This is a genomic window from Nocardia sp. NPDC004573 (assembly GCF_053602135.1).
The window spans coordinates 77563-102678 of sequence record NZ_JBSGDA010000005.1 but is presented as its reverse complement, the minus strand read 5'-3'; the positions used below and the strand labels follow the sequence as shown (position 1 = coordinate 102678).

Sequence of the window (25116 nt, the reverse complement as noted above, 5' to 3'; positions counted from 1 at the left end):
ACTCAATGATCCGAACCGAATTCGGCCGGGTCCTCGCATGCGCTCGATTCATCGGATGAGAAAGGTCCGAACAATGGGATTCAAAACAGCGGATTTCCCGCCCGTCGACGAGACGACATTCCTCGACCAGCCGTTGCGGGAGCGGATGAGAACACTCGCTCTGCACTGGGTCGAATACGGCTTCGGCTCGCCGCGGATGATCCACACGATTTATCTGCTCAAGGTTCTGCTGGTCTCGGTGCTCGCCGGGGTCGCCCTGGCGACCTGGAGTTCCGGCGTCGGCCCGTTCTGGGACGTCGCGGGGTGGTGGAACGAGCCGATCGTCTATCAGAAGTTGGTGTTGTGGACCGTCTTGATCGAGGCGCTCGGGATCGCCGGGTCGTGGGGGCCGCTCGCGGGCAAATTCAAGCCGATGACCGGCGGAATCCTGTTCTACGCACGCCCCGGCACGATCCGCCTGCGTCCTTGGGGGCGGGTCCCGTTCACGGGCGGCGACACGCGCACGGTCTTCGACGTGCTGCTGTATCTGGCGTTCCTGGCGACGTTGCTGGTGGCGATCGTGCTACCCGGTGTACCGAGCGCTTCACTCAGCGCGGTATTGCCGGGCAATACCTCCGGCCTGGTAAATCCCGCGCTGTTGATCGCCCCGATCACGCTGTACATCCTGTGCGGCCTGCGGGACAAGACGATCTTCCTCACCGCGCGCGGCGAGCAGTACCTGCCCGCACTGGTGTTCTTCGCGGTCTTGCCGTTCGTCGACATGATCATCGCCGCCAAGCTGCTGATCTGTGCGGTGTGGATCGGAGCGGGTGTGTCGAAGTTCGGGCGGCACTTCACCAACGTGGTTGGGCCGATGGTCTCCAACAGCCCGGGCGTGCCCGCCAAGTGGGTCAAGCGGTTGCACTACCGTGACTTCCCCCGGGACCTGCGTCCGTCGAAGGTCGCCTCGTTCCTGGCCCATGTCGGCGGCACCGCCGTCGAGATCGTCACGCCGCTGGTGCTGCTGTTGTCCACCAACCACTGGCTGACGCTGGCGGGTGTGGTGCTGATGGTGATCTTCCACGCGTTCATCACCTCGACGTTCCCGCTCGCGGTGCCGTTGGAATGGAACGTCCTGTTCGCCTACCTGACCGTCTTCCTGTTCCTGGGCTTCCCCAACCAAGCCGGCTACGGCCTCGGTGACATCTCCTCACCGTGGCTGGCTGCAGCGATTGTCGCGGCGCTGCTGTTCTTCCCGGTCCTGGGGAACCTGCGCCCTGATCTGGTGTCTTTCCTGCCGTCGATGCGCCAGTACGCCGGCAACTGGGCGTCGGCCCTGTGGGCCTTCGCGCCCGGTGCGGAGGAGAAGCTCAACACCATCGAGCACCGGCCCACGATGAACCAGATCGACCAGCTGAAGGCTATGGGCTACCCGCCCGCGGTCGCGGAGATCACCATGCAGCAGACGATCGCGTGGCGCTCGATGCACAGCCAGGGACGCGGACTGTTCTCGTTGCTGTACAAGCTCCTGCCCGACATCGATCGGTGGACCGTGCGGGAAGCGGAATTCGGCTGCAACTCGCTGATCGGCTTCAACTTCGGCGACGGTCACCTGCACAATCTGGATCTGGTGAACGCGGTGCAATCCCGGGTCGGGTTCGCGCCGGGCGAATGGATCGTGGTGTGGGTGGAATCCCAGCCCATCCACCGCGGCGTCCAGCAGTATCAGGTGATCGACGCGGCGCTGGGTGTCGTCGAACGCGGCACCTGGCGTGTGCGCGACGCCGTCGAGACGCAACCGTGGCTGCCCGACGGCCCGATCCCGCACGAGGTGACGTGGCGGCGCGCGGGCTACACGGTGCCGATGCTGCCGGACGAATCGGACCGGGTGCTGGCCCCGCAAACCGTCGGCTGAGACATACGGTAAGGACAGGAGAGCGACATGAGTACCGCAGTGGTGGTCGGCAGCGGCCCCAACGGCTTGGCCGCGGCGATCACTCTGGCCCGAGCCGGATCGGACGTCACCGTGCTGGAGGCCGCCGACGAGATCGGCGGCGGCACCCGCACCGGCGAGGCGATCGTGCCCGGCCTGCTGCACGACCACTGCTCGGCCATCCATCCGATGGCGGTCGGTTCTCCGTTCCTGCGCGAGGTCGACCTGACACGGTACGGATTGTCCTGGGCGTGGCCGGAGATCGACTGCGCCCATCCGCTCGACGACGGCACCGCGGGCGTGCTGCTGCGCTCGGTCGCGGAGACCGCCGCCGGTCTCGGCAGCGACGGCCGAGTGTGGCGGCTGCTGTTCGAGCGTACGGCCGCGGGTTACGAGCGGATGAGCGGTGACATCATGCGGCCGCTGCTGCGCGTGCCACGCCATCCGATCTCTCTGGCCCGCTTCGGGATTCCTGCCCTCGCCCCGGCCGCGCTGCTGGCCGGACTGTTTCGGACCGAGCAGGCCAGGGCGCTGTTCGGCGGCGTCGCGGCTCATGCGTTTCATCCGTTGCACCGACCGCTCAGCGCGAGTATCGGCCTCGGCATCCTCACCGCAGGCCACACCTACGGTTGGGCGGTCGCCGCCGGTGGATCGCGACGAATCACCGAAGCCATGGCGGCGGCCCTCGGTGACCTGGGCGGCAAGATCGAAACGGGCGTTCGCGTGCGGTCGGTGTCCGATCTGCCGACGGCGGATGTGACGATGTGGGACTTGGCGCCCACCGCGGTCGCGGAGATCATGGGCGATCACCTGCCTCCCCGAATCAGTAAGTCCTACAGAAGATTTCGTTACGGTCCCGGCGCCTGCAAAGTCGACTTCGCCGTGCGCGGCGGAGTGCCGTGGACGGCGGAGGCAGCCCGCCGGGCGGGGACGGTGCATCTGGGCGGCGCATTCGCCGAGATCGCCGCGACCGAACGTGACGTCCACCGCGGCCGTATGCCCGAACGTCCCTTCGTGCTGGTCGGTCAGCAGTACCTCGCCGATCCGCAGCGATCGGTCGGCGACATCCACCCGATCTGGGCATACGCCCACGTCCCGTACGGATATCGCGGCGATGCGACAGCGGAGATCACCGCCCAGATCGAACGCTTCGCTCCGGGATTCCGCGACCGCATAGTCGGGACGAGCGCGCGCACCGCGGCGGGGTTCGCCGAATACAACCCGAACTACGTCGGCGGCAACATCATGACCGGCGCGAAAGACATCCCCCAGTTGCTGTTCGGCCCTCGCGTGACCATGCAGCCCTATGACGTCGGCGTACCGGGCCACTACCTCTGCTCGGCCGCAACGCCGCCGGGTCCGGGGGCGCACGGCATGTGCGGCGCGAACGCCGCGCAGCGGGCTCTACGGCGCTCGGGTATCGGATAGTCGTCTCGGTGTGGCCTTTGCCGCCCAGGCCTCTTGTGGCGGCACTGTTCTCGGGGTGAGTATCTACGCGCCGCCTGGCCGAGGGCCGTCCGGTTCAGTTTCGGATGCCGAGCGTGCCGGGCCGGGCAGCTGTGTCGAGACCGGCACGCGCGGCCAGTGCGAACATGGCGGCGAGGTCGTTGTCGGTGCGTGGTCGGGGATCGACCTCGGGGTAGTGCTGCGCCTTCAACCGCACCATCGCCTCGGCGAAGGATCGAAGCCCGGTCTCGGTGAGAGCGCCACGCTCGGCGTCGCCGATCAGTTGTTCACACAGCTCCGGCATTCCGGTATCGGTGTTGTCGAACTCCAGTCGTTCGGCGATCTCGCCGACGGCACCTGCCCGGGTCGTCAACGCCGAAATGCCACAATCGAGCCCGTCGTCGGCCAGATCGTCGGGGTAGGGCGCACGGCGCCAGGCACCCTCGTCGAACCAGTAGATACAGCCGACCATGTAGTCATCGATCAGCTCCTGCAGGTAGTGCCGCGGTAACCATTCCGGCGCCCCGGCCAGCAGGTCGATCGCGGGCTCGTACCACTTGACCTTGCTCGATTCGTCCTCTCCGACGAGCACTGCGCGGCCGTCGCCGAACCACTTCAATACCCACCAGGTACAACCGCAGTCGTCCCAGTGCAGGCCGTCGTCGTCGATCCAGTATCCCGAACGATGCTGCTGCGGCTCGCGCTCCTCGTCGCGATCGTAGGTAGCGACCGCTACGGCCGCCCACCGCGCCCACAGCAATCGCGCATCCGGCAGATCGTCGGGGCGCCCGGGCCGGTGTAGCTTCGCCAATGTCGTTCTCCCGATTCGTTTTCGATATCAGCTCGTGCAGGCGCTCCAGCATTGCGTATAGGCGCAGTATCGCCGAGCACGGCACCACCAGGTGTCCCCAGTGCAGGCAAAGCTCTGCCGATTACGTCGGCGGGCACGACAGGTGGTCCGGAGCCTTCGCTCCACTTCGCGATGGCAGCCGCTCGCGCCGGTCGCGGCGGGTCTTCGACGCGGTGATCGTGTCGACCCGGTCCGACGAACGTCTACGCATCACGTCCGCGCACGCCGGGCGGTCCCGGAGAGGGCTCCGGGACCGTCTCAGGTGCCGTGACGCTCGTTCCGGCAGCCGGGGTTCCACCGCCACTGCAGCGGTGCGGCCGGGGTCTGAGGGTGCGGCGCGGTGACATCTGACCGGCGCACTGGCTGGTTCAAGAGTTGACGGTGAACGCTGAGGACTCGCTCGGTCAAGTGGTGTCCGCGTGGAGATCACCGAACAGTCTCCAGTAGACCCGTTGCGGGCGACGGGGCCGCCGCTGGACGGGACGCGCGGGTCGGCCTGCAGCTCACCGCGCTGGGGCCCCGTCGCTCTCGCCTGATCAGGCTGGTCCGCGGGAGACCGGCTCCGGTCTTCCGTGCGGGCGGGTTTCCCGTGGGTTCGCCAGGGCAATCGGTCATCATGGACGCTGAGAAGACGAGCGGGTCGTCAGACCCGACGCCGCGCAGCACAGAGGGTGCCGGTCGAGTCACGGAGGACGACTTGCGCCGATTGCTGGCCACCGACGAACCGGACGCGCGCTTGGTGCTGGAGGAGGGACACCTGAAGATCGAACCCGGTGCCGGGTCCGAGCCGCGCGGGATGCTGATCCTCTCGCGGGCCGACCTGGCCGACCGGCTCGGAGCCGATCCGGACGCCACCGCGCTGGCCGAAGCCGCCGCCGAGCTGGACGCCGAGGTCCGCCTTCGTGGCGCTTGATCACCACCGCTGAACAGCCCCGATGCGAAGGTGACAAAGCGCGGGCACCGGATATATCCGTTGCCCGGCCGGGCGCAGGGCCACCACCATAGCGGTATGGACATCGAATCGTGTTCCGCATTGGCGCCGGGCGTCGGGCCACCCGAACGGATCGAGGTGGACGACCTGCTGTTGCGGCGGTGGCGTCCGGAGGATGTGCGGCCGCGGCTGGAGGCGATCAACGCGTCGTACGACCTCATCCACCCCTGGATGGATTGGCTCCCCGAACCCGCCACCCTGGACAGCCAGCGCGCGTTCGGCCGGGAGACGGACGAGAGCTGGCCCAGCGCCGCCGGAGCCTTCAACTACGGCATCTTCGATACCGCGGGCATCGTGCTCGGCGCCATCGGCCTGCACGACCGGCTCGGTCCGGGGGCGGTGGAGATCGGCTACTGGTGTCACGCCACGCACACCGGTCGGGGTGTGATCACCCGGAGCGCAGCCGCCTTGACCCGGATCGCGTTGGAGTTGCCCGGTGTGGACCGTGTCGAGATCCACTGTGACGAGGCCAATGTCCGCAGTGCCGCGGTCGCCCGGCGGCTCGGCTACCGGCTGAATCGGATCGAGCCGCGGGAGAAACGAGCGCCCGCGGAGTCCGGTCGCGGCATGTTCTGGGTCAAGCAGCGCTGATCGCGCGTTCAGCCGGCTGTCGCGACGGAAGCCGCCGGGGTGGCGGCGGGTTCGTAGACACCCGCGGGGCGCTCGGGCTGGTAGAGCTCCGCGATTTCGGTGGCGTACTTCTCGGCGATCACCCGGCGCTTGAGTTTCATGGTGAGGGTGACTTCGTCGCCACCTGCCTCCCAGAAGGTGGGCAAGAGGCGGAACCGCTTGACCTGCTCCACCCGCGCGAGTCGAGCGTTGCCCGCGGCGATGCCCGCCGCGACCTGGGCGATGACATCCGGATCGGCCGACAAGGTCGCCGCCGAGGCGTCGGCCAGGTTGTGGCGCGCGGCGTACGGTCCGGCCGATTCGGCGTCGAGGACGACGAGGGCGGTGTTGTAGGGACGTCCGTCGCCGACCACGGCGATGGCGCCGACCAGCGGTGCCGCCGCCTTGATCGCGTTCTCGATGTTGGTGGGGGACATGTTCTTGCCCGCGGAGTTGATGATCAGCTCCTTCTTGCGGTCGACGACACGGAGATAGCCGTCCTCGTCGATGGTGATCACATCGCCCGTGCGCAGCCAGCCCTCGGGGTCGACGGCCTCGGCGGTCTTGCCCGGCTCACCGCGATAGCCTTTCATCACCAACGGGCCGTGGACATGGAGTTCGCCGTCGTCGGCGAGCCGGGCCCGCATGCCGGGCAGCAGCTTGCCCACGGTGCCCAGCCTCGCGTCGGCGGGGTGGCTGACGCTGCAGATGCAGGTGAGTTCGGACATGCCCCAGATCTCGGCGATCGGGATGCCGAGGCCGGCGAAGAAGCCGAGCGTTTCGGCCGGGATCGGCGCGGCGCCGGACATCGCCCAGCGGACGCGGTCGAGCCCGAGCTTCGCACGCAAGCCGGACAGCACGAGTCGGTCGGCGCGCGCCCACTCGTCCGCGACCGATTCGGGGACCGGCTGCCCGCGCAATTGATGCGCACTGCGTTGGGCGGCCACCGCCAACGCCCACTGCAGCGCCGCCCTCCGGTCCTCTGCGGGTTCGTTCGCGACCGCGAATTCGATTGCCGCCTTGAATTTCTCCCAGACGCGCGGCACGGCGCCCCAGATGGTGGGACGCAGGTCGGCCAAGGCGGCGCTGATCAGGGTGGGATCGGCGACGCAGGTGATCTGCGTGCCGAAGACCTCCTGGAAGTACAGCGCGGTGAGCCGGTCGGCGATGTGCGCGGTGGGCATATAGGAGGTGATGGTGTCGCCGAACCGGATTCCCAGCACTTGGTCGACGGCGTAGCACTCGAACATCAGGTTCGCGTGCGTCGTCTCCACTCCTTTGGGATTGCCCGTGGTTCCCGACGTGTAGATCAGCGTGGCGACGTCGTCGGGCCCGACCGCGCGCCACGCGGCGTCGAAGTCGAAGTTCGCTTCGCCTGCGGCGATGACGTCGGCGACCGACAAGGTTCCCTCGGGCGCGTCGTCGACACAGATGAGGTGGTCGAGTTCGACTCCGCTCGCGCGGATCTGCTCGACGAATCGAGGCTCGCAGATCGCCACGCGCGCACCGGCGTTGCGGAGCACGTAGGCGATCTGCTCGGGTGCTGCGGTGTTGTACACCGAGAAGCTGGTGGCGCCGAGGTGTTGCGCGCCGACCTCGAGCGGATAGAACTCGATGCGGTTGGACATCATCAAGGCCACCGTGTCGCCACGGCGCACGCCCAGCCCCGCCAGCCCGCCGGCGATCCGCCGCACCCGCGACGCGTATTCGCGCCAGGTGAGGGTGGCGGCGTCCCCAGGTGTCCGGAGTGCGACCGCGTCGGGATCGACGGTCGCGTTGTACTGGAAAGCCGCGGGGAGGGTATCGAAGCGTCGAGTGCTCACGGGAGTGGGTCCTTTCGGATCAGGTGGCGGGTGCTGTGGCCGGATCGGGCTGAGCGCGAACGTCACGACGAGGTCGTGCGAGCTTCGACCCTGCGCAGCAAGTCGTGTACGCGGTTGTCGCGCGTGAGTGCGCTGTCGAGCACTACGTTGACCGCGCCGCGCAGCAACGCGTACGGCTCCCAGCCGGCCGGTGCGATCGTGCGCGCCGCGCGCCGTTCGATGCCGTCGGCGATCGTCCGCGCCGCCTGCTCGGCCGAGATCCGCACGTTCAGCGGCCAGGGCAACAGCTCGTCCAGCTCACGGCCGAGTTCGTCGTGGTCCAGGGTGTCGTGCGTCATGCGGGTGTCGACGATGCCGAAATAGGCGATGCCGGCCGATGCGCCGAAGGGCGCCAGCTCCACGCGCAGGGCCCGGCCCAGTTGTTCGACCGCAGCTTTGCTGATCATGTACGGTGCGCCCGCCATACCGGGTGCGAACGCCGCACACGAGGACACCACGACGACATGGCCATGGGCAGCGACGACATGGTCGAGCGCGGGACGCACCGTGTTGAACACACCGGTGAGGTTGATGTTCATGACGCGATCGAAGTCCCGCCCGTCGAGCGTGCGCACCGTCGCGGGGCGCGGCACCACGCCCGCGTTCGCCACCACCACGTCCAAGCGGCCGAAGTGCTCGGCGGCCCGGTCTACGGCCATCCGCATCGCCGAGCGGTCGGCGACGTCGGCGGCGACGGTCAGGGTCCGCCCGCCCAGCGCCGCGGCCGCCGCATCGACCGCGTCCTGATCGACGTCGACGAGAACCACCGAGGCCTGCTTCCGGTGCAAGACCGCGGCGAGTTCGCGCCCGATCCCGCGGCCCGCGCCCGTGATCAGCACGACCCGGCCCTCGACCGAATAGCCGCGGCGTCCTCGACCGAGGGTGATGATGTCGTTGATCATCGGCTGACCTCGTAGGCTGCGGTGTCGAATCGCCTGGTGCGCTGCCGGTATTCGAAGCTCCAGTTCGGGTAGAGACCGGCATTGAGCCCGTCGGGCGTCTGGTAGTAGCTCCGGCATCCGCCGGTGAGCCACACCGTCGACGAACTGCGTCGGGCCATCTCCGAGACGAAAGCCTCCTGCGCTTCCGGGCGCACCTCGACGCGGCGAGCGCCGGAAGAGCGCGCGGTGCGCAAGGCGTCGACGATGTAGGCGATCTGGGATTCGATCATGTAGATCGCGGACTGGTTTCCTGCGGCTCCGAAAGGGCCGAGCGTGCAGAAGAAATTGGGGAACCCGGCCACCGCGACACCGAGATAGCTTTGCGGTCGCCGGCGGTAGAGCTGGGCCAGCGTTCGCCCGCCCCGTCCGGCGTAACGTTCATAGGCGGTCGGGATAGAGGTGAAGCCGGTGCCGAAGATGATGGTGTCCACCGGATGTTCGCTGCCGTCGCGCAGCACGATCGAGTGCGGGCGGATCTCGGCGATGGGCTGGGTGACGACCTCGACGTTCGGCTGATCGAGCGCCGGGAGGTAGGTGTCGGAGAAGATGGCGCGTTTGCAGCCGATGACGTAGTCGGGCGTGAGCTTCTCGCGCAGGTCGCGATCGCGAACTTGACGCAGCAACTGCCATCGGCCCAGCGCTTCGTAGGGGTGCCGGAAGCGCTGGTCGACCAGCGAGATGAGCCCGAACGTCTCGATCGCCGCGTAGAACCCGCCGCGGATCGCGCGTTGCGCCAGGGGAAGACGTCGTAGCAGCCGCCGCTCCAGCTCGAGGGTGCGGCGATCCATGCGCGGGACGATCCACGGCGCCGATCGCTGGAACAGCGACAGTTTCGCCACCTTCGGCTGGATCTCCGGGACGAACTGCACCGCCGAGGCGCCGGTGCCGATCACCGCGACCCGCTCGCCGGTCAGATCGTGGTCGTGATCCCAGTGCAGCGAGTGGAACGATGCGCCCGCGAACGAGTCGATGCCCGGCAGCTGCGGGTATTTCGCCTCGGCGAACAGCCCGGCGGCCGAGAGCAGGAAATCCGCGGTGAGCGCACCGCGTGAGGTCTCGATCCGCCACAGCGAACGCTGCTCGTCCCATCGGGCGTCCAGCAGTTCGGCGCCGAAGCGGATATGCCGGACCGCATCGTGTTCGGTGGCCACCGCGCGGATGTAGTCGAGGATCTCGCGCTGCCGCCCGTAGGTGCGCGACCAGTCGGGATTGGGTGCGAAAGAGTAGCTGTAGAGGTGGGACGGCACATCGCAGGCGCACCCGGGATAGGTGTTGGCGTGCCACGTGCCGCCCAGGTCGTCGGCTCGCTCGAGGACGACCAAGTCGTCGAACCCGGCCTCGCGCAGTTTGATAACCAGGCCGATGCCGCCGAAGCCGGCGCCGACGATGGCGATGGGCGTGTGCTCGATCCGATCGTCCGTCACTGCCGCTTCCTTCCGTGCAGAACCGAGATGAGTTGGTCGACGATCGCGTCCACACGGTGATCGCGCCGGAACGACGTCAAGGGAAATGGCGAGGGAAAGAGTTGCCGCGTCGTCGATTTGGCGTAGGTGAATTCCTTCAACCCGTCCGGCCCGTGGACACGGCCGAAGCCGGATGCGCCCACGCCGCCGAGCGGCAGAGCGGGAATGGTGGCGTGTGCGACGAACGCGTTGATCGAGGTGCCGCCGGCACGGATGCGGTCGGCGATGGCGCGACCGTTGCGGCGGGCGAAGACGGTGCCGCCCAGCCCGTACGCGCAGCGGTTCACCAGTTCGACGGCCTCGTCCATGTCCCGGACCTTGGTGACCGTCAGGGTGGGGCCGAAGGTCTCCTCGGTCACCGCGGCCGCGTCCTCGGGGACGTCGACGAGAATGGTCGGCTGGACGAACTGGCGATCGATCGTGTGCGGACCGCCGAGCACCGCGCGGGCGCCGCGCGCGACAGCATCTTCGATGTGGCGGCGTATGACGGAGAGCTGCTTCGGCATGGTGATCGGCCCGATCTTCGAATCCGCGGCACCGGCCCGGATCCGGCTCGCCGCCGCCACCAGCTTCGCGAGAAACTCGTCGTAGACCTCGGCATGGACGTAGACGCGTTCCACGGCCAGACAGGTCTGTCCGGCGTTGGACAATCCGCCCCACGCCGCCGCGTCGGCAGCGGCGTCGAGGTCGGCGTCCGCGTCGACGATCAGCGCGTCCTTGCCGCCGCACTCCATCAGCACCGGCGTGAGATTTTCCGCGCACGCGGCCAGGACGAGCTTGCCGGTGGTGGTGGACCCGGTGAACCCGATCTTGCCGACGCCGCTGCGGCACAACGCGTTGCCCGTATCGCCGAGACCGGTGATCACCTGCAGCACCGGCTCGGCGGGTGCGGTGCGGGTGAACGCTTCGGCGAGCCAGAGTCCGACGCCGGGGGTGTACTCGCTGGGTTTGAACACCACCGCGTTCCCGGCGGCCAGCGCGAACGAGATGGAGCCCAGCGGAGTGAACACCGGGTAGTTCCACGGTCCGATGACACCGACCACCCCGAGGGGAAGGTATTCGACCGTCGCCGCGTGATTCACCGTCAGCAGGCTCGACGGCACGGTGCGACGGCCGAGCACCTTCTCGGCATTGCGTGCCGCCCACCGCAAGTGCTCGAGCGCCATGGCGATCTCGAGTTTGGCGTCGGAGACCGGTTTGCCCATCTCCCGGTGGATGAGGTGAGCCAGTTCGTCACGGCCCGCGGCGATCTCGGCACGCCACCCGTCCAGATGCCGGGCGCGACCGGCGAAGCCGAGATCGCGCCACCAGGTCGCTGCCTCGTGAGCGGCGGCGACGGTGGTGTCGACGGCGTGGCGATCGTGGATCGGATAGGTGCCGACCACCGCGCCGGTGGCCGGATCGTGCACCTCGAATGTCGACACCACGGACTGCGCGGGGTGGTTGGTGGAGACGCTCATCGGGTCGGCTCGCTCGTTCGGCAACGGATAGACAACGCTGTCCCTTTCGTGTGACGGTCTCAGAGGTCGACCACGAGGTGCTCGCTCGCGGCGCGGGAGACGCAGACCAGCATCTGGTTCTCGCGTTCGGCGGCGGTGAGTACGCGGTCGCGATGGTCGACGGCGCCCGAGACGACCGCGACTTTGCAGGTGCCGCAGAAACCCTGTCGGCAGGAATAGGCGACGTCAGGCAATTCGCGGTGGATCGCGGTGAGCGCCGTTTCGTCGGCCGCGACCCGGATCGTCGTCCCGGTGCGAGCCAAGGTGAGATCGAATTCCGCGCCGGCGACGACCGGGAGGGCGGAGAACCGTTCGGTGTGCAACGAGGCCGTCGGGTTGAGTTCGAACAGGCACTGCTGCGCCGCCTCCAGCATCGGCGGCGGCCCGCACACGTACACCGCCGCGCCGGGTTCGGCGCGAGCCAGCAGCGCGGCGACATCCGGCGGCCCGAATTCGTCGTCCGGCCTGACGTCGGCGTCCGGCAGGTCGGTGAGAAACGGCATGGTCTCGCGCGAGCGGCCGACGTACACCAGACGTCCCCGTGTGCCCGCGGCTTCGACCATCGGGATGATCGGCGTGATCCCGATTCCACCGGCCAGGAACAAGTACGACGGCGCGTCGACGAAAGTGAACGCGTTGCGCGGCCCGCGAATCCGCAGGCGGTCCCCGATCCGCAGCGATTGATGGATCTCGCGCGATCCGCCGCCTCCTCCGGGGATGAGGCGAACCGCGATGCGATACCGGAACCGGTCGCTCGGGTCGCCGCACAGCGAGTACTGGCGCTGACGGCCGGACGGCAGGAAGACGTCCACGTGCGCTCCCGGCCGCCACGCGGGCAGCGGGCCGCCGCCGGCCGCGCGCAACGTGAGGCTCACCACGTCGGCGGCTTCGCGATCGATCGCGGCGATCGTGGTGTCCGAGTCGAATCCGGTGCGGCGCACCGCGTTCGGGCGGGACAGGAGCGGGGCAGCCCGACCGGTGACGAACACCTTCCGGTAGATGTCCATGACATCGCCGATCAGCCGCAGTCCCGCGGGCGCCGAGCGGTCTTCGAGGGCGGGCGATCCGTTCACCGGTGCGCCGCCCGCGCCGCCGGTGAGTGCGCGAGATAGCGCAGGGCCTTGTCCATCGGTCCCAGCTGAGACGGATGAAAGCCGGGACGCAGATACCGCGGCATCTCGGTGAAGAAGACCGTCCATTTCGGGATGACGCCGCGCCGGGTCGCGCTCCAGAACTGCAGTCCCCAGAACCGGCCCTTCTCGGTCGACGGGTCCTTTCGGTAGAGATAGGCGGTCGAGACGATGAACAGTGGCAGCAACGTCGCGCTGGCCAGGATCGCCGTGCGGGCTTTCCGCGCATAGCTGCCGTCGAGATGCATGAACGCGTCGTAGACGACGCTGCGGTGTTCCACCTCTTCGGCGCCGTGCCACCGGACCAGGTCCAGCATCGCCGGGTGCATGCCCTTTTCCTCGAGGATGTCGGCGTTGAGCAGCCATTCTCCGAGTACCGCGGTGTAGTGCTCCATGCCCGCGAACAGGCCGAGCCGTTCCTTGAGCCATTCCTCCCGCGCCCGACCGGTCAAGCCGTGATCGCCGAGGATGCGGTCGACGAGCCAGGCGACCTTCGAGACATACGAGTCGACATCCAAGCCGATCGACTGGAGATGCCTGCGCGCGGCTTCGTGACTGTTCGCGTGCATGGTCTCCTGCCCGATGAACCCCGTCACCTCCTCGCGCAACCGCTCGTCGTCGATGTGGGGCAGCGCTTCGGCCAACGCCTGCGCCATCGCGCGTTCCCCTTCGGGCAGCACCAGGTGCATCACGTTGACGATGTGCGTGGCCAAAGCCTCGCCCGGCACGTAGTGCATCGGCACGGAAGCGAAGTCGAAATGGACGTCGCGCGCATGGATGGCGTGCGCTTCGTCGCGATACCGGCGCTGCGTCGCGCCCTCCTGCTCAGCCATGCCCCGACCATACATAGCTACAAATCGTATTGCAATGTTGCAGCAACAACTCGGAGCGAATGTTGCAGAAGGGCTCGATTTTGCTAGCGTTGGCCCATGCCCACCGCCTCGAAGGCCACCACGAGCAGCGAAAACGTCGCCGGCACCCCGGTCACCCGGATCCTGGACGCGGCTCTGGTGCTGTTCGAGCAGGTCGGCGTGAAGAAGACGACGATCGAGGAGGTCGCCAGGAAGGCGGGCGTGGACCGGGTGACGGTCTATCGCCACGTCGGCGGCCGCGACGACCTGGTGCAAGCCGTGATCAGTCGCGAGGTGGCCGCGGTGCTCGCCGAGATCACCGAGATCGCCGAACGCCACGACGACCTCGGTGAGCTCGTCGCCGACATCTTCGTCACCGTCATCACCCGCTGGCGCACGAATCCGCTCGTGGAACGCATGCTGACGCTGGAACCGGCGCGCGTGGTCCTCAAACTCACCGTCGACGGCGCGGCTCCGTTCGCGATGTCCGTCCACACCACCGCCGCTGCGCTCCAGCGTGCGGTCGAGCGCGGAATCCTGTCGACCGCCGCACCGGATCTGAACACCCGCGCGGAGATCGTGTGCCGGATCGTCCACTCGCTGATCCTCGCCCCCCACGGGCTCACCGAACTCGAAACCGACGAGCAGTTGGCAGAATTCGCGCGCACTTACCTGGTGCCGGTGGTGGCCGGACCGCATTCCGTGACGGGCTGATCCAGAAGGGTCTGCGGAAGCCGTGTGCGCGATCGGCCACCGACGATCTCGAAGTCGACCTCGTAACCAAGCCCGGCCGGGCGTTGCCGATCCCAGGGCGGTTGGCCGCCCTGAACCTGTGGGTGCGTTCGCCGCACGCGTCGATCCGGGTGTCCGCGCGACTGCGTGGCACCGGACAGGGCGAGCGCGAACTGGTCCTGGGAAGCGTCCCCGCGACCGGCGAATGGCAGCGTCTCCAACACGAACCGGCCGATCCCGTGGACGACGGCGAAGTCGTCGCTCTGACGATCCGCCTCGCTCAGGTGGTGAAGCATGAAGGGGAGGTCATGATTCTGCTCGACGACCTGACCGCCCACACCACGGACTAGCAACGGTCGGAACACGGGCACAAATTCGGCCGCATATCTACGTCCAGCGGATTCCGGATCGGTGTGCCGTTGACGAGCGCCCCGACGAATCCGTCCCACGCCCTCGTCGGCGGCATGCTTCGGTGCGCCTGCGGCGCACGGCATCTCCGTGATTCCGGCGCGGGATCCTGCCCGTATCGGACATCTCGTCCGCACAGATGGACCCGGCCGGTCACACGCTGAATAGCGAAAAGTGTGCTGTTCGCAGTATTCGCGGGCGGGCGACTCGGGTGACCTGCGTGCTCCGAACGGGTCGCCGGACATCGTCCCGCTGATCACGTCACGAACGGAGTTCCGTGCGCCACCGCGCTTCTGGTTGCCGTCGACCCCGGACAAGTACCTCGACGATCTTGCCATCCAGAACGCTCCAGCCAACGAAGAGATGAGGTAGCTGAACGTTGACTGTGTGCTGAGCGTGAAGGAGGAGGGGTGGCGAACGCGATGACCTGCAAGGTAGCTGTCGTCGGAGCGGGCTTCGGCGGCATCGGGATGGGGGTCGCGCTGCGACGAGCCGGGATCACCGATTTCGTGATCTTCGAGCGGGGCGGCGACGTCGGCGGCGTCTGGCGGGACAACACCTATCCAGGGTGCTCCTGTGACGTGCCGTCGCATCTGTATTCGTTCTCCTTCGCGCCCTACCGCAGTCGGCGCATCCGGTTTCCGAGCCAGGCCGAGATCCTGGAATATCTGCGTGCGGTCGTCGCCGACCACGGGTTGGCAGCGCATCTGAGATTGAGTACCGCGATCGGCGAAGCCAACTATTCCGAAACCCGGGGCGGCTGGGAGCTGGTCACGTCCGAGGGGCAGCGCGTGCACGCGGAAGTGGTGGTTTTCGCCGTGGGGCAGCTGCACCGGCCGAACATCCCCGATCTTCCCGGCCGGGCGGATTTCGCAGGACCGTCCTTCCATTCCGCGCGCTGGGACCACGGGCAAGACCTATCCGGGTTGGAGGTGGCGGTGATCGGCACCGGTTCGAGCGCGGCCCAGATGCTGCCGACGCTGGCCGCGACCGCCCGGCACGTCCGCGTCTTCCAGCGCACGCCGCACTGGGTGCTGCCCAAGCCTTCGGCCGATTTCGGGCCGCTCGCCCGAGCGGCGCTGCGGCTGCCCGGCGCTCACCGCATGTATCGCCGAGCGCTGTACTACGGCGCCGATGCCGTGCTCGCGCCGATCATGCACCGGGGCTGGTCGGCGCGCCCCGCCGAATGGGCTGCCCGACGGTATCTGCACAGCCGGATCACCGATCCGCAGCTGCGCGCGAAACTCACTCCCGACTATCGGATCGGGGGTAAACGCATCATTTTCGACAGCCACTACTACTCGACGTTGACGCGCGAGAACGTCGAGCTGGTCACCGCTCCCATCAGCCGGATCACCCGGGACGGACTGCGCACCGCCGACGGCGCGCACCATCGGGCCGACGTGATCGTCTACGCAACCGGCTTCCGTGCTCCGGAATTCCTGGTGCCGATCACCGTGCGCGGGCGTGGGGGAGCGCTGCTGCACGACGAATGGCGCTCAGGCGCGGCAGCTCTGCTGGGTGTGGCGGTTCCGGGTTATCCGAACGCGTTCCTGATCGCGGGACCGAACAGCTTCAATTCCGCGGGCAGCAACCCGGGAATGAAGGAATGCCAGATCGACTACATCGTCCGTTGTCTGCGCTGGCGGGACCGGATCGGCGCGTCCGCCGTCGAAGTCCGGGCAGGCGCGATGCGGGCCCACCGGCAGTGGATCGAGGCCGCCCTGGCGAAGACGGTGTGGCCTGCCACGGGGCCGAGCTGGTACAAGCACGAGAGCGGGCGCGTCACCAATCCGTGGCCTGCGTCGGCTCGCGCGTTCGACCGCGCCTTGCGGCGACCGCCGTCCGAATCGTTCCGCGTCGTCTTGCCTGCTCCGGTGACTCCGGACGGGAAACTCCCGAAGCGAGTCAAGCGGAGGAGTCGTGCGCGGCGGCGGCCATCCGCGCCGGAGCCGACCGCGTGGATCGGCACCGAATGAGCGGCTCGATCCCGCGCGGTTCCCTTCGTCCGATCACGTCGAAGCTGCCGTGACCGGTTCGTAGAGTGCGACGTGCCAGACCGCGCCGGGCGTCGGCCGTATGACGGCTCGGCGTTCGTGCGGTCCGGTGACCGGCTGTGCTGCCTCGAATCCTTCGGCGCGCAGCCGGTCGAGTGCGGCGTCCAGGTCGTCGACCTTGATCGCGAGGAACGGGGTGTCGTCGTCGCGGTCGCTGCCCGCGAGCATGATTCGGACGCCGTTGCTGTCGAATTGAGCCCATCGGTCGCCGTCGACCGCGGTGGGTCCCACGCCGAAGACGGCGGTCAGCAGCGCCACGGTGGTGGGCAGATCGTCGGTGGGGTAGGCAGGCCCGATTCGCTGGATGGTCATGGGTCTCCGTAGAAGTGGATCGGTCAGGAACGGCGCTCGGCGTGCGCCGTGCGAATGGCCGAGAAGGCGGCGGCGTTCGCTCGCATCGCATCGGGCAGGTGGTCGGCCATGCTCATGAAGCCGTGGAACATGCCGTCGTAGCGGTGGATTTCGGCCGCGACACCGGCTTGCCGCAACCGTCGCCCGTAATCCTCGCCCTCGTCGCGCAACGGATCGTATTCGGCGGTGACGATGTGGGCGGGCGGAAGCCCGGACAGCTCGGCGTGCAGTGGGTTGGCGTACGGGTCGACGCCGTCGTGCTTGCCCAGATACTGACGCCAGTACCAGCGCAGATGCGCGGCGGTGGTGAAGTAGCCCTCGGCGTTCTCCCGGTAGGACGCGGTGGCGCAGGCCGGGTCGAGCATGGGATACAGCAGCAGCTGCCGGGCGATCTCGGGTCCGCCCCGATCCCGTGCCAGCAACGCCGTCACGGCGGCGAGGTTGCCGCCCGCGCTGTCGCCGGCCACGACGAGGCGGGCCGGGTCGCCGCCCAGCGCGTCGGCGTGGCCCGCGACCCAGCACAGCGCCGCGTACGCGTCCTCGGCCGCTGCGGGACAACGGTGCTCGGGGGCTTGCCGGTAATCCACCGACACCACGATCGCGTCCGCTCCGACGGCCATGGCCCGGCAGAACCGGTCATGGCTGTCGAGGCTGCAGATCACGAACCCGCCGCCGTGGCAGAACAGCACGACCGGAGCCGCCTGCGCCGCGCTCGCGGGCCGGTAGATCCGGACCCGGACTTCGGGTGCGCCCGCCGGGCCGGGGATCCGCCGCTCCCAGACTTCCGCGACGGGGATGGGATCGACCGGCGCCGCGGGGCGTGCGGCGAGCAGCCGCCGCGCCTCGGTGGCGTCGAGCACTTCGGTGCCCAACTTGGGGAACGCGGCGCCGGCGGCGTCGACGATCGCCTGCGCTTCGGGTGTCAGTGGCATCCGGCTCGCTCCCTCGCCTACGGCCGCGCGTCCGGCGGCAGGAATTTGCCGGCCGCCAACCCGCCATCGATCGTGACCTCGGCGCCGGTGATGTAGGCCGAGGCGTCCGAGGCCAGGAACGCCACCAGTTCGGCGACTTCTCGAGGCTCGCCGGTGCGTTGCAGCGGCAACGTTGGGAAGCTGCCCGGGCCGGTGGTCAGATAGGGGACCATCGGCGTCGCGATCGGCCCCGGGTGCACCGAGTTGACCCGGATTCCGGCCGGGCCCAGCTCGAGTGCGGCGGTCTTGGTCAGACCGCGCAGTCCCCATTTCGACGAGCCGTAGGCGGAATGGCCCATCAGCCCCTCGAGGCCCGCCTGCGAGGAGATGTTGACGATCGAGCCGCCGCCCGCCCGTGTCATCGGCCCGACCGCGGCGTGGATGCCGCGGAACGCGCCGATCAGATTGACGTGCAGAATGCGCTCGAATTCCTCCGGTGAGGTCTCGGTCAGCGGCTTCGCGGTGTAGATGGCGGCGTTGTTCACCAGGACGTCCAGCCTGCCGAACGAGGAAACCGCCGCACCCACAGCGGCTTCCCAGTCCGCTCCACTGCCGACGTCGTGCCGGACGAAACGGGCCGCCGCGCCGAGCGATTCGGCCAGCTGCGTTCCCTCGGCTTCCAGGACATCGGTGATCACCACGCGGGCGCCGCGCTCCACGAACAGCCGCGCCTCGGCGGCGCCCTGCCCTCGGGCGGCGCCGGTGATCAGGGCGACCTTCCCATTCAGGTCAACCATGTCGAACTCCTCTTGTTCTCGGCGATCGCGTGGGTCAGCTGTTGCGGAAATGGGGGATGACCTTCTCGCCCCAGTGCCGGATGGTCTCCAGGCATGCCTCCTGCGGCACGGTGCCCATCTGGATGAGGCAGAGGATCTCGTCGGCGCCCGCGGCCTGCAGGCGCTCGACGTAGGCGATGGCGTCCTCGGGGCTTCCGTAGGCGTGCTCGACGTTGAAGACCGAGGTGGCGCCGGTCTTCACCGGGATCTTGGCCTCGTGCAGGTAGGCCACGTGATCGTCGGCGGCCTGCTTGATCGCGGCGACCTCGTCCGCATTCGGGTCGACCGCCTCGTCGGGGGCCGGGCCCGCGCCGTAGTAGTGCTTGATGGATTGCGCGAAGAAGCGCTGGCCGCGAGCGCCGATCTGCTGAGCCTTCTCCCGGTCGTCGAGGACGATGGTGGGGCACAGCGCCGCGAAATGATCGTTCACGACGGTCGACACGAAACGCTCGCCCGTGCGCGCGGCGATCGCCTCGTCGTAGGTGCGCCGCAGTTCCGCGATCTCCTCCACACCCGCGAAACCTAGGACCAGTGCGCCGATTCCGTAGTCGGCGGCCATTTTCAGCGTGTCCTTCTTGGTGCAGGCCATGAACAGCGGCGGATGCGGCAGCTGCTCCGGCCGCGGCAGCAGCGAATGCGGCGAGACCTGCAGAAGCTCACCGTTGTACTCGAATTCGGCTTCGGGATCCTGCCACGCCTTGCCGATCATGCGCAGCGATTCCTCCACCTCCTGGTAGGTGCGCTCGGGGTCGACACCGCACATGGAGGTCTCCACCGGGGTCGCGCCGCGGCCCGCGCCCAGGTTGAGCCTGCCGCCGGACAGCACGTCGAGCATCGCGGCGCGTTCGGCGGCGCGCACGGGGTGGTTGAAGTTGAACGGCATGCACACCACGCCGTGTCCGATCCGGATCCGCTCGGTCTTCGCGGCCACCCAGGTCAGGAAGACCTCCGGTGCGCTCATGTGCGCGTACCACTTCAGCCCGTGGTGTTCGACCGCCCAGACGGTGTCGAATCCCATCTGGTCGGCGAGGACGGCCTGCTCGACACAGTCGCGCAGCACTTGGTGCTCGTGTTCGCGCGACGGGTCGGCCATCTGGGCCTCGAAGATCATCGAGAACTTCATCCGGTCTCCTTCTCGATCGCCCGATCGGGCGTTCAGCGGTGTCGTCGGTGTGGCTCGTCCTGGAAGGGGACGGCCGGAGTTGTATGCCTAATCGAAATATGACCGGTGGAACTTCTCAGGTCAGGCGCAAGTCCCGGTGGCCGGGACGGTCCGGTGCCGCGTCCCGATGGGCGTCCTAGCGTCGGTGCGAAGCGACGGTCAGAGAGGACGGGAATCGGTGGGACAACTCGACGGCAAGGTGGCGCTGGTCACCGGCGGGGCGCGGGGGATGGGCGCCGAACACGTGCGGCAGTTCGTGGCCGAAGGCGCGCGGGTGGTGTTCGGTGACGTGCTCGACCACGAGGGAATGGCGTTGGCCGCCGAGCTGGGCGACGGCGTGCGATACGTGCACCACGACGTGACCAGCGAAGCCGATTGGTCCGCCGCGGTGTCCGAGGCGGTCACCCACTACGGGCGGCTCGACGCGCTGGTGAACAACGCGGGAATTCTGCGGTTCGTCCCGATCACCGAGATGGCTTTGGCGGACTTCACCGCGATCATGACGGTCAACGTGACCGGCACCTGGCTCGGCATCAAGGCCGCCGCACCCGCGCTGGCCGAGACCGGCGCAGGCTCGGTCGTGAACGTCTCCTCGGTGGAAGGGTTCGTCGGCGCGGCGGGCCTGTCCGCCTACAGTGCGAGCAAGTTCGCCATCCGCGGCATCACCAAGTCGGCCGCTCGGGAGCTGGGCCACTTGGGCATCCGCGTCAACTCGCTGCACCCGGGTGGCATCGCCACGCCCATGACGGCTGCGGTATCCGGGGCGTCGGGGGTGGACGGCGAGGGCTTCTTCGCGAGCCTGCCGATCCCGCGCTGGGGGCAGCCTGTCGAGGTGTCCCATGTGGCGGTGTTCCTGGCGTCGGACGCGGCCGGTTACTGCACCGGCGGCGAATTCGTCGTCGACGGCGGCATGCTGACCGGTTGCGGCTACTGACGGAAGCGATGCGATGACTCAGGAATTCGAATTCGACGTGGTGGTAGTCGGCTCCGGGGCCGCGGGCATGACCGCCGCGCTGACGGCCGCCTACCGCGGGCTGTCGGTCACGGTGATCGAGAAGAGCCGGTCCTTCGGCGGGTCCACCGCGCGGTCCGGCGGTGGCATCTGGATCCCCAACAACCCGGTGCTGCAGCGCGAAGGCGTGCCCGACAGCCCGGAACTGGCCCGCACCTATCTGAAGGCGGTGGTCGGCGATCGGGTGCCGGAGGCCAAGCAGCGCGCCTTCCTCGATCGCGGACCGGAGATGATGCGCTATCTCGGCGCTCGCAGCAAATACTGGGAATTCGTCTACGACCGCGGCTATTCGGACTACCACCCGGAATTCCCCGGTGGCTTGGCCCAAGGGCGCAGCATCGAGCCCGCGCCGCTGGACGGGCGACTGCTCGGCGGCGATCTGCACAAGATCAACCAGCCGACCATGTCCGGGCCGAAGGGAATCGCGTTCACGGTCAGCGACTTCCACGACTTGAACATGATCGCCCGCACCTGGGCCGGCAAGCGCACCGCGATCAAGGTCGGGACGCAGGCGGTCGGGAACAAGCTGCGAGGGCGGTTGCCGCTGAGCCTGGGCAAGGCGCTCGCGGCCCGGTTGTGGCTGTCACTGCGCGACGCCGGGGTCCCGGTGTGGCTGAACACGCCGCTGACCGAGCTGATCACCGAGGGCGACGCGGTGGTGGGCGTGCACGCCGAGCACGACGGGACGCCGGTGGTGATCAAGGCGCGCCGCGGGGTGGTGCTGGCGGCGGGCGGCTTCGAGCACAACCTGGCGATGCGCGAGCAGTACATGAGCGGTCCGCAGTCCACCGAGTGGACGGTAGGCGCCACCGAGAACGTCGGTGAAGGCATCGTCGCGGGCCAGAAGGCCGGTGGCGCGGTGGATCTCATGGATGACGCCTGGTGGGGCCCGTCTGTGCGCAACCCCGATGGGCCGCCGTTCTTCTGTCTGGCCGAGCGTTCGCAGCCCGGCGGCATCATGGTGAATCACGCGGGCGAGCGATTCGTCAACGAATCGGCCCCATACGTGAACGTGGTCCACAAGATGTACGAGCAGGAAGCGTCGGGCGTCGGGCACATTCCGGCGTACTTCATCATGGACCAGCGTTTCCGGGACCGGTATCTGTTCCTGGGGAACTTCCCCAAACGCCCTCTTCCGCAGAAGTACCTGGATGCCGGGATCATCGAGCAGGCCGAGACGTTGGCCGACCTCGCTGCCCAGATCGGTGTGTCGCCCGCGGCGCTTTCCGCGACGGTCGAGCGTTTCAACCGCTTCGCCCTTGCCGGTCGCGATGAGGACTTCCGGCGCGGCGATTCCGCGTACGACCGCTACTACGGCGACCCGACCGTGCGGCCGAATCCTTGTCTGGCTCCCCTCGATCAGGGCCCGTTCTACGCCGTCGAGATGGTGCCGGGCGATCTGGGCACCAAGGGCGGATTGGTCACCGACGAGCACGCTCGCGTCCTCGACAGCGGCGACCGGCCGATCCCCGGCCTGTACGCGGCGGGGAACAACTCGGCCTCGGTGATGGGCAACGACTACGCGGGCGCGGGCGCGACCATCGGTCCCGCCATGGTGTTCGGCTACATCGCGGCCGGTCACATGGCAGACAACCGACCGGGCGCGACCGCGCGGCCGGCAGTGGAAGGAGAACGTTGATGGGACGAGTGGACGGCAAGAACGTCATCGTGACCGGCGGCGCCAGGGGCATGGGTGCGGCGTTCGCGCGGCGGCTGGTCGCCGAGGGCGCCACGGTGGCGATCACCGACGTTCTGATGGACGAAGGCGTGGCGCTGGCTGCCGAGTTGGGCGACGCCGCGACCTTCCTTCCGCTCGACGTCACCGACGAGTCGGCGTGGAACGACGTGGTCGCCTACACCGAGAAGGTTTTCGGGCCGGTCTCGGGTCTGGTCAACAACGCGGGCATCGTGCACGTCGCTCCGATCGAAAAGCTGTCGGAAGCCGACTTCCGCAGGGTGATCGACGTCAATCAGGTCGGGGTGTTCCTCGGCATGAAGGCGGTGCTGGGGTCGATGCGCCGGGCCGGAAGCGGCTCCATCGTCAACATCTCCTCGATCGGCGGCATCATCGCCTTCGCCAACATCCTCGGCTACACCGCGTCCAAATGGGCGGTGCGCGGCATGACCAAGACCGCCGCGCAAGAGTTCGCCGCCGACGACATCCGCGTCAACTCGGTGCACCCCGGCGTCGTGGTCACGGAGATGACCGCGGCCTCCGACCGCTCGCAGGGTATGTCGGGCAACCAGCCGATCCGCCGAGCCGGTCGACCCGAGGAACTGGCGAACCTGGTGCTGTTCCTGATCAGCGACGAATCGAGCTTCAGCACCGGCTCGGAATTCGTGGCCGACGGCGGCTACACGTCCCTGTGACGGCGTCCGGCGGGGCAACCCGGCGGACCGACCGCCGAGCGAGACAAGGAAAACAACCGTGAAGAACTTCCAGGGCAGAACCGCCGTCATCACCGGCGCGGGCGCGGGCATCGGCCGGGCGGTGGCGATCGAGCTCGCCCGCCGCGGCGCCCGGCTGGCGCTGTCGGGCCGCAACGTGGACAACGTCGCCGAGACCGCGGCGCTGTGTGGCAAGGAAGGCGCCCAAGCCCGCGCCTACAAGCTGGACGTGACCGACCGGGACGCGGTCTATCGGCACGCCGACGAGGTGGCCGAGGACTTCGGCCGGATCAACCTGGTCGTCAACAACGCCGGCGTCTCGCTCACCGCGAACGTGGAGGAACTCAGCTGGGCCGACTTCGAATGGATCGTCGGCATCAACTTCTGGGGCGTCGCGTACGGCACGAAGGCGTTCCTGCCTCATGTCATCGCCTCCGGTGACGGGCACATCGCGAACGTGTCGAGCATGTTCGGCCTGGCGGCGTGCCCGAGCCAGGGCGCCTACAGCGCGACGAAATTCGCCATCCGCGCGTTCACCGACGCGCTGCGCCAGGAGATGACCATCGCCGGGCACGCGGTCGGCGTCAGCAGCGTGCACCCGGGCATGATCAAGACCGACATCGCCTGGAAGGCGCGGGCGGGCGGCGACCGCGACCGCGACGCCCTCGCCGCCAACTTCGACCGGCTGGCCAAGACCACCCCCGAGCGCGCCGCACGGGTCATCGTTAACGGCATCCGCAAGAACAAGGCGAAGATCCTGATCGGCACGGATGCCCACGTAATCGACTGGCTGCCCCGCCTTTTCGGAGCCGGTTACCAGAAGATCCTCACCGCCCAGATGAAGAACGAAGTCGCCTGAAAGTCCGGACCTTCCCGCTGATCACGCAGTCCACGAGGTGGTCCTACCGCACCCGAGAAGTTCGCGAACGTCGATGACCTAAACCCTCCTGGCTGCGCGCCGGGAGGGTTTACCGAGTATTGCAAATGGCACCCCTCAGTGGCAGACCCCACAGGGCATCGGCCTTGTCGTCCTGCACGAACATGCCGGTGCCGCCGCGCTGGTCGTAGCCGCGGTTCCGGTAGTAATCGTGCGAAGAAACGCGGAACCCCCTACGGAACACCTGCGACCAGGGCTGTCCTTCGGTCGTAGTGTTCCGTTGGCTGATCGGCCAACGGAACACCGCCGTGGCAAACCCGCGCAGTGAGACGGTGCCGCCAGCGACACGCATGCGTCATTGAACGTGCCGTCGAATGGTCGGATCGCGCGATTGCTATGCCGTGCCCTGCTGGCGGTGATCGCCGGGTATCGGCACATCGGAGTCGAGCAGAATCGAGGCGAGTAGGTGGCGGGAGCGGGCCAGATCTGAGGCCAGCGCATCCATCCGGTTTATCTCCGACTTCAGCACTGCTACGACCTCGGCACAGGGCTCGAGCCTGGGGGCGGTGTCGCGGGTGCACGGCAGCACCCGACGGATGACGTCCGTGGTCAGTCCCGCTGCCAGAAGGGCACGGATGCGGAGCACGGTGCCGACCGCGGAGTCATCGAAGCTGCGGTAGCCGTTGCGGCCTCGCGCAGCCGCCAGTAGGCCCTGCCGCTCGTAGTACCGCAGCGCCCTTGTGCTGCTGCCGGTGCGCTGCGCCAGCTCGCCTATCTGCATTCCACCCACCTCGATCTTGACCTTGACGCTGGTGTCAATGTTTACCG

Annotated in this window: 23 protein-coding genes; 11 read left to right on the top strand and 12 right to left on the bottom strand. The window is 68.1% G+C overall.

Annotated elements, in window-relative coordinates; genetic code table 11:
• Positions 1 to 73 precede the first annotated feature (73 nt).
• Both ACWEKR_RS10190 and ACWEKR_RS10185 read left to right on the top strand, forming a co-directional pair.
• Positions 74 to 1894, top strand: a complete 1821-nt coding sequence (locus tag ACWEKR_RS10190; protein WP_452354208.1) for a DUF3556 domain-containing protein — start codon at positions 74 to 76, stop codon at positions 1892 to 1894.
• Positions 1895 to 1921: 27 nt separating this feature from the next.
• Positions 1922 to 3340 carry a phytoene desaturase family protein gene (locus tag ACWEKR_RS10185; protein ID WP_452354207.1) on the top strand — a complete coding sequence of 473 codons (1419 nt, stop codon included), beginning with the start codon at positions 1922 to 1924 and terminating at the stop codon, positions 3338 to 3340.
• A gap of 94 nt (positions 3341 to 3434) precedes the next feature.
• Here the strand turns inward: ACWEKR_RS10185 and ACWEKR_RS10180 are convergent, their stop codons facing one another.
• Positions 3435 to 4169 (bottom strand): hypothetical protein, encoded by a 735-nt coding sequence (locus ACWEKR_RS10180; RefSeq protein WP_452354206.1) that lies wholly within the window; start codon positions 4167 to 4169, stop codon positions 3435 to 3437.
• Between the two features lie 736 nt (positions 4170 to 4905).
• On the opposite strand from ACWEKR_RS10180, the gene ACWEKR_RS10175 reads away from it, so the two are divergent.
• Together ACWEKR_RS10175 and ACWEKR_RS10170 are read left to right on the top strand one after the other, a co-directional pair.
• On the top strand, positions 4906 to 5121 hold the full coding sequence (locus ACWEKR_RS10175) for a hypothetical protein (protein WP_452354205.1): 216 nt from the start codon (positions 4906 to 4908) through the stop codon (positions 5119 to 5121).
• Between the two features lie 96 nt (positions 5122 to 5217).
• A complete protein-coding gene (locus ACWEKR_RS10170; RefSeq protein WP_452354204.1) occupies positions 5218 to 5790 on the top strand; it encodes a GNAT family N-acetyltransferase in 573 nt (190 codons plus the stop codon).
• Between the two features lie 8 nt (positions 5791 to 5798).
• On the opposite strand, the gene fadD11 is transcribed toward ACWEKR_RS10170, so the two are convergent.
• From fadD11 to ACWEKR_RS10140, 6 genes are all read right to left on the bottom strand, one after another.
• Entirely contained in the window at positions 5799 to 7631 is a 1833-nt protein-coding gene (gene fadD11, locus ACWEKR_RS10165) for a fatty acid--CoA ligase FadD11 (protein ID WP_452354203.1), read from the bottom strand.
• A 62-nt stretch (positions 7632 to 7693) separates the two neighbouring features.
• Positions 7694 to 8572 (bottom strand): short-chain dehydrogenase/reductase, encoded by an 879-nt coding sequence (locus ACWEKR_RS10160; protein ID WP_452354202.1) that lies wholly within the window; start codon positions 8570 to 8572, stop codon positions 7694 to 7696.
• Positions 8569 to 10035, bottom strand: coding sequence for a flavin-containing monooxygenase (locus tag ACWEKR_RS10155; RefSeq protein ID WP_452354201.1), 1467 nt, complete (start codon positions 10033 to 10035; stop codon positions 8569 to 8571). Before ACWEKR_RS10155 ends, ACWEKR_RS10160 begins: the two co-directional genes overlap by 4 nt.
• Positions 10032 to 11534 carry an aldehyde dehydrogenase family protein gene (locus ACWEKR_RS10150; protein WP_452354200.1) on the bottom strand — a complete coding sequence of 501 codons (1503 nt, stop codon included), beginning with the start codon at positions 11532 to 11534 and terminating at the stop codon, positions 10032 to 10034. The genes ACWEKR_RS10155 and ACWEKR_RS10150 overlap by 4 nt, the downstream gene beginning before the upstream one ends.
• 59 nt (positions 11535 to 11593) lie before the next feature.
• A complete protein-coding gene (locus ACWEKR_RS10145) occupies positions 11594 to 12580 on the bottom strand; it encodes a PDR/VanB family oxidoreductase (RefSeq protein ID WP_452354407.1) in 987 nt (328 codons plus the stop codon).
• A 62-nt stretch (positions 12581 to 12642) separates the two neighbouring features.
• Complete coding sequence (locus ACWEKR_RS10140) at positions 12643 to 13536, bottom strand: metal-dependent hydrolase (protein WP_452354199.1); 894 nt, start codon at positions 13534 to 13536, stop codon at positions 12643 to 12645.
• Positions 13537 to 13632: 96 nt separating this feature from the next.
• Here ACWEKR_RS10140 and ACWEKR_RS10135 point away from each other — a divergent pair, with 96 nt between their 5' ends.
• The 3 genes from ACWEKR_RS10135 to ACWEKR_RS10125 all read left to right on the top strand — a co-directional run bounded on the left by ACWEKR_RS10135 (position 13633) and on the right by ACWEKR_RS10125 (position 16673).
• Positions 13633 to 14268 carry a TetR/AcrR family transcriptional regulator gene (locus ACWEKR_RS10135; protein ID WP_452354198.1) on the top strand — a complete coding sequence of 212 codons (636 nt, stop codon included), beginning with the start codon at positions 13633 to 13635 and terminating at the stop codon, positions 14266 to 14268.
• A gap of 101 nt (positions 14269 to 14369) precedes the next feature.
• On the top strand, positions 14370 to 14636 hold the full coding sequence (locus ACWEKR_RS10130) for a hypothetical protein (protein ID WP_452354197.1): 267 nt from the start codon (positions 14370 to 14372) through the stop codon (positions 14634 to 14636).
• A gap of 468 nt (positions 14637 to 15104) precedes the next feature.
• Positions 15105 to 16673: a flavin-containing monooxygenase gene (locus ACWEKR_RS10125; RefSeq protein WP_452354196.1), complete on the top strand. Its 1569-nt coding sequence runs from the start codon at positions 15105 to 15107 to the stop codon at positions 16671 to 16673.
• 33 nt (positions 16674 to 16706) lie between these two features.
• Here ACWEKR_RS10125 and ACWEKR_RS10120 read toward each other — a convergent pair whose 3' ends face one another.
• The 4 genes from ACWEKR_RS10120 to ACWEKR_RS10105 are packed head-to-tail and all read right to left on the bottom strand — an operon-like array spanning position 16707 to position 19972.
• Positions 16707 to 17063 carry a VOC family protein gene (locus ACWEKR_RS10120; RefSeq protein ID WP_452354195.1) on the bottom strand — a complete coding sequence of 119 codons (357 nt, stop codon included), beginning with the start codon at positions 17061 to 17063 and terminating at the stop codon, positions 16707 to 16709.
• Between the two features lie 23 nt (positions 17064 to 17086).
• Complete coding sequence (locus ACWEKR_RS10115) at positions 17087 to 18034, bottom strand: alpha/beta hydrolase (protein ID WP_452354194.1); 948 nt, start codon at positions 18032 to 18034, stop codon at positions 17087 to 17089.
• A 17-nt stretch (positions 18035 to 18051) separates the two neighbouring features.
• A complete protein-coding gene (locus ACWEKR_RS10110) occupies positions 18052 to 18810 on the bottom strand; it encodes a glucose 1-dehydrogenase (protein WP_452354193.1) in 759 nt (252 codons plus the stop codon).
• Positions 18811 to 18844: 34 nt separating this feature from the next.
• Complete coding sequence (locus ACWEKR_RS10105; RefSeq protein ID WP_159840495.1) at positions 18845 to 19972, bottom strand: LLM class flavin-dependent oxidoreductase; 1128 nt, start codon at positions 19970 to 19972, stop codon at positions 18845 to 18847.
• 217 nt (positions 19973 to 20189) lie between these two features.
• Between ACWEKR_RS10105 and ACWEKR_RS10100 the strand changes: the two genes are divergently transcribed.
• The 4 genes from ACWEKR_RS10100 to ACWEKR_RS10085 are packed head-to-tail and all read left to right on the top strand — an operon-like array spanning position 20190 to position 24270.
• Complete coding sequence (locus ACWEKR_RS10100) at positions 20190 to 20945, top strand: glucose 1-dehydrogenase (RefSeq protein ID WP_452354192.1); 756 nt, start codon at positions 20190 to 20192, stop codon at positions 20943 to 20945.
• Positions 20946 to 20958: 13 nt separating this feature from the next.
• Positions 20959 to 22662: a 3-oxosteroid 1-dehydrogenase gene (gene kstD / locus ACWEKR_RS10095; protein ID WP_452354191.1), complete on the top strand. Its 1704-nt coding sequence runs from the start codon at positions 20959 to 20961 to the stop codon at positions 22660 to 22662.
• The gene (locus ACWEKR_RS10090; RefSeq protein ID WP_452354190.1) at positions 22662 to 23393 is read left to right on the top strand and encodes a glucose 1-dehydrogenase; all 732 of its coding nucleotides are present in this window, start codon (positions 22662 to 22664) and stop codon (positions 23391 to 23393) included. The genes kstD and ACWEKR_RS10090 overlap by 1 nt, the downstream gene beginning before the upstream one ends.
• Before the next feature lie 58 nt (positions 23394 to 23451).
• Positions 23452 to 24270, top strand: a complete 819-nt coding sequence (locus ACWEKR_RS10085) for an SDR family NAD(P)-dependent oxidoreductase (protein WP_452354189.1) — start codon at positions 23452 to 23454, stop codon at positions 24268 to 24270.
• Between the two features lie 412 nt (positions 24271 to 24682).
• Here the strand turns inward: ACWEKR_RS10085 and ACWEKR_RS10080 are convergent, their stop codons facing one another.
• On the bottom strand, positions 24683 to 25069 hold the full coding sequence (locus ACWEKR_RS10080) for a MerR family transcriptional regulator (RefSeq protein WP_452354188.1): 387 nt from the start codon (positions 25067 to 25069) through the stop codon (positions 24683 to 24685).
• Positions 25070 to 25116 lie beyond the last annotated feature (47 nt).

Bases quoted from the DNA above. Each gene is read 5' to 3' on its own strand.
- kstD (WP_452354191.1), top strand. From the start codon at position 20,959: ATGACTCAGGAATTCGAATTCGACGTGGTGGTAGTCGGCTCCGGGGCC.
- ACWEKR_RS10135 (WP_452354198.1), top strand. From the start codon at position 13,633: ATGCCCACCGCCTCGAAGGCCACCACGAGCAGCGAAAACGTCGCCGGC.
- ACWEKR_RS10145 (WP_452354407.1), bottom strand. From the start codon at position 12,580: ATGGACATCTACCGGAAGGTGTTCGTCACCGGTCGGGCTGCCCCGCTC.
- ACWEKR_RS10140 (WP_452354199.1), bottom strand. From the start codon at position 13,536: ATGGCTGAGCAGGAGGGCGCGACGCAGCGCCGGTATCGCGACGAAGCG.
- ACWEKR_RS10110 (WP_452354193.1), bottom strand. From the start codon at position 18,810: ATGGTTGACCTGAATGGGAAGGTCGCCCTGATCACCGGCGCCGCCCGA.
- ACWEKR_RS10115 (WP_452354194.1), bottom strand. From the start codon at position 18,034: ATGCCACTGACACCCGAAGCGCAGGCGATCGTCGACGCCGCCGGCGCC.
- ACWEKR_RS10105 (WP_159840495.1), bottom strand. From the start codon at position 19,972: ATGAAGTTCTCGATGATCTTCGAGGCCCAGATGGCCGACCCGTCGCGC.
- ACWEKR_RS10090 (WP_452354190.1), top strand. From the start codon at position 22,662: ATGGGACGAGTGGACGGCAAGAACGTCATCGTGACCGGCGGCGCCAGG.
- ACWEKR_RS10160 (WP_452354202.1), bottom strand. From the start codon at position 8,572: ATGATCAACGACATCATCACCCTCGGTCGAGGACGCCGCGGCTATTCG.
- ACWEKR_RS10080 (WP_452354188.1), bottom strand. From the start codon at position 25,069: ATGCAGATAGGCGAGCTGGCGCAGCGCACCGGCAGCAGCACAAGGGCG.
- ACWEKR_RS10190 (WP_452354208.1), top strand. From the start codon at position 74: ATGGGATTCAAAACAGCGGATTTCCCGCCCGTCGACGAGACGACATTC.
- ACWEKR_RS10170 (WP_452354204.1), top strand. From the start codon at position 5,218: ATGGACATCGAATCGTGTTCCGCATTGGCGCCGGGCGTCGGGCCACCC.
- ACWEKR_RS10120 (WP_452354195.1), bottom strand. From the start codon at position 17,063: ATGACCATCCAGCGAATCGGGCCTGCCTACCCCACCGACGATCTGCCC.
- ACWEKR_RS10150 (WP_452354200.1), bottom strand. From the start codon at position 11,534: ATGAGCGTCTCCACCAACCACCCCGCGCAGTCCGTGGTGTCGACATTC.
- ACWEKR_RS10185 (WP_452354207.1), top strand. From the start codon at position 1,922: ATGAGTACCGCAGTGGTGGTCGGCAGCGGCCCCAACGGCTTGGCCGCG.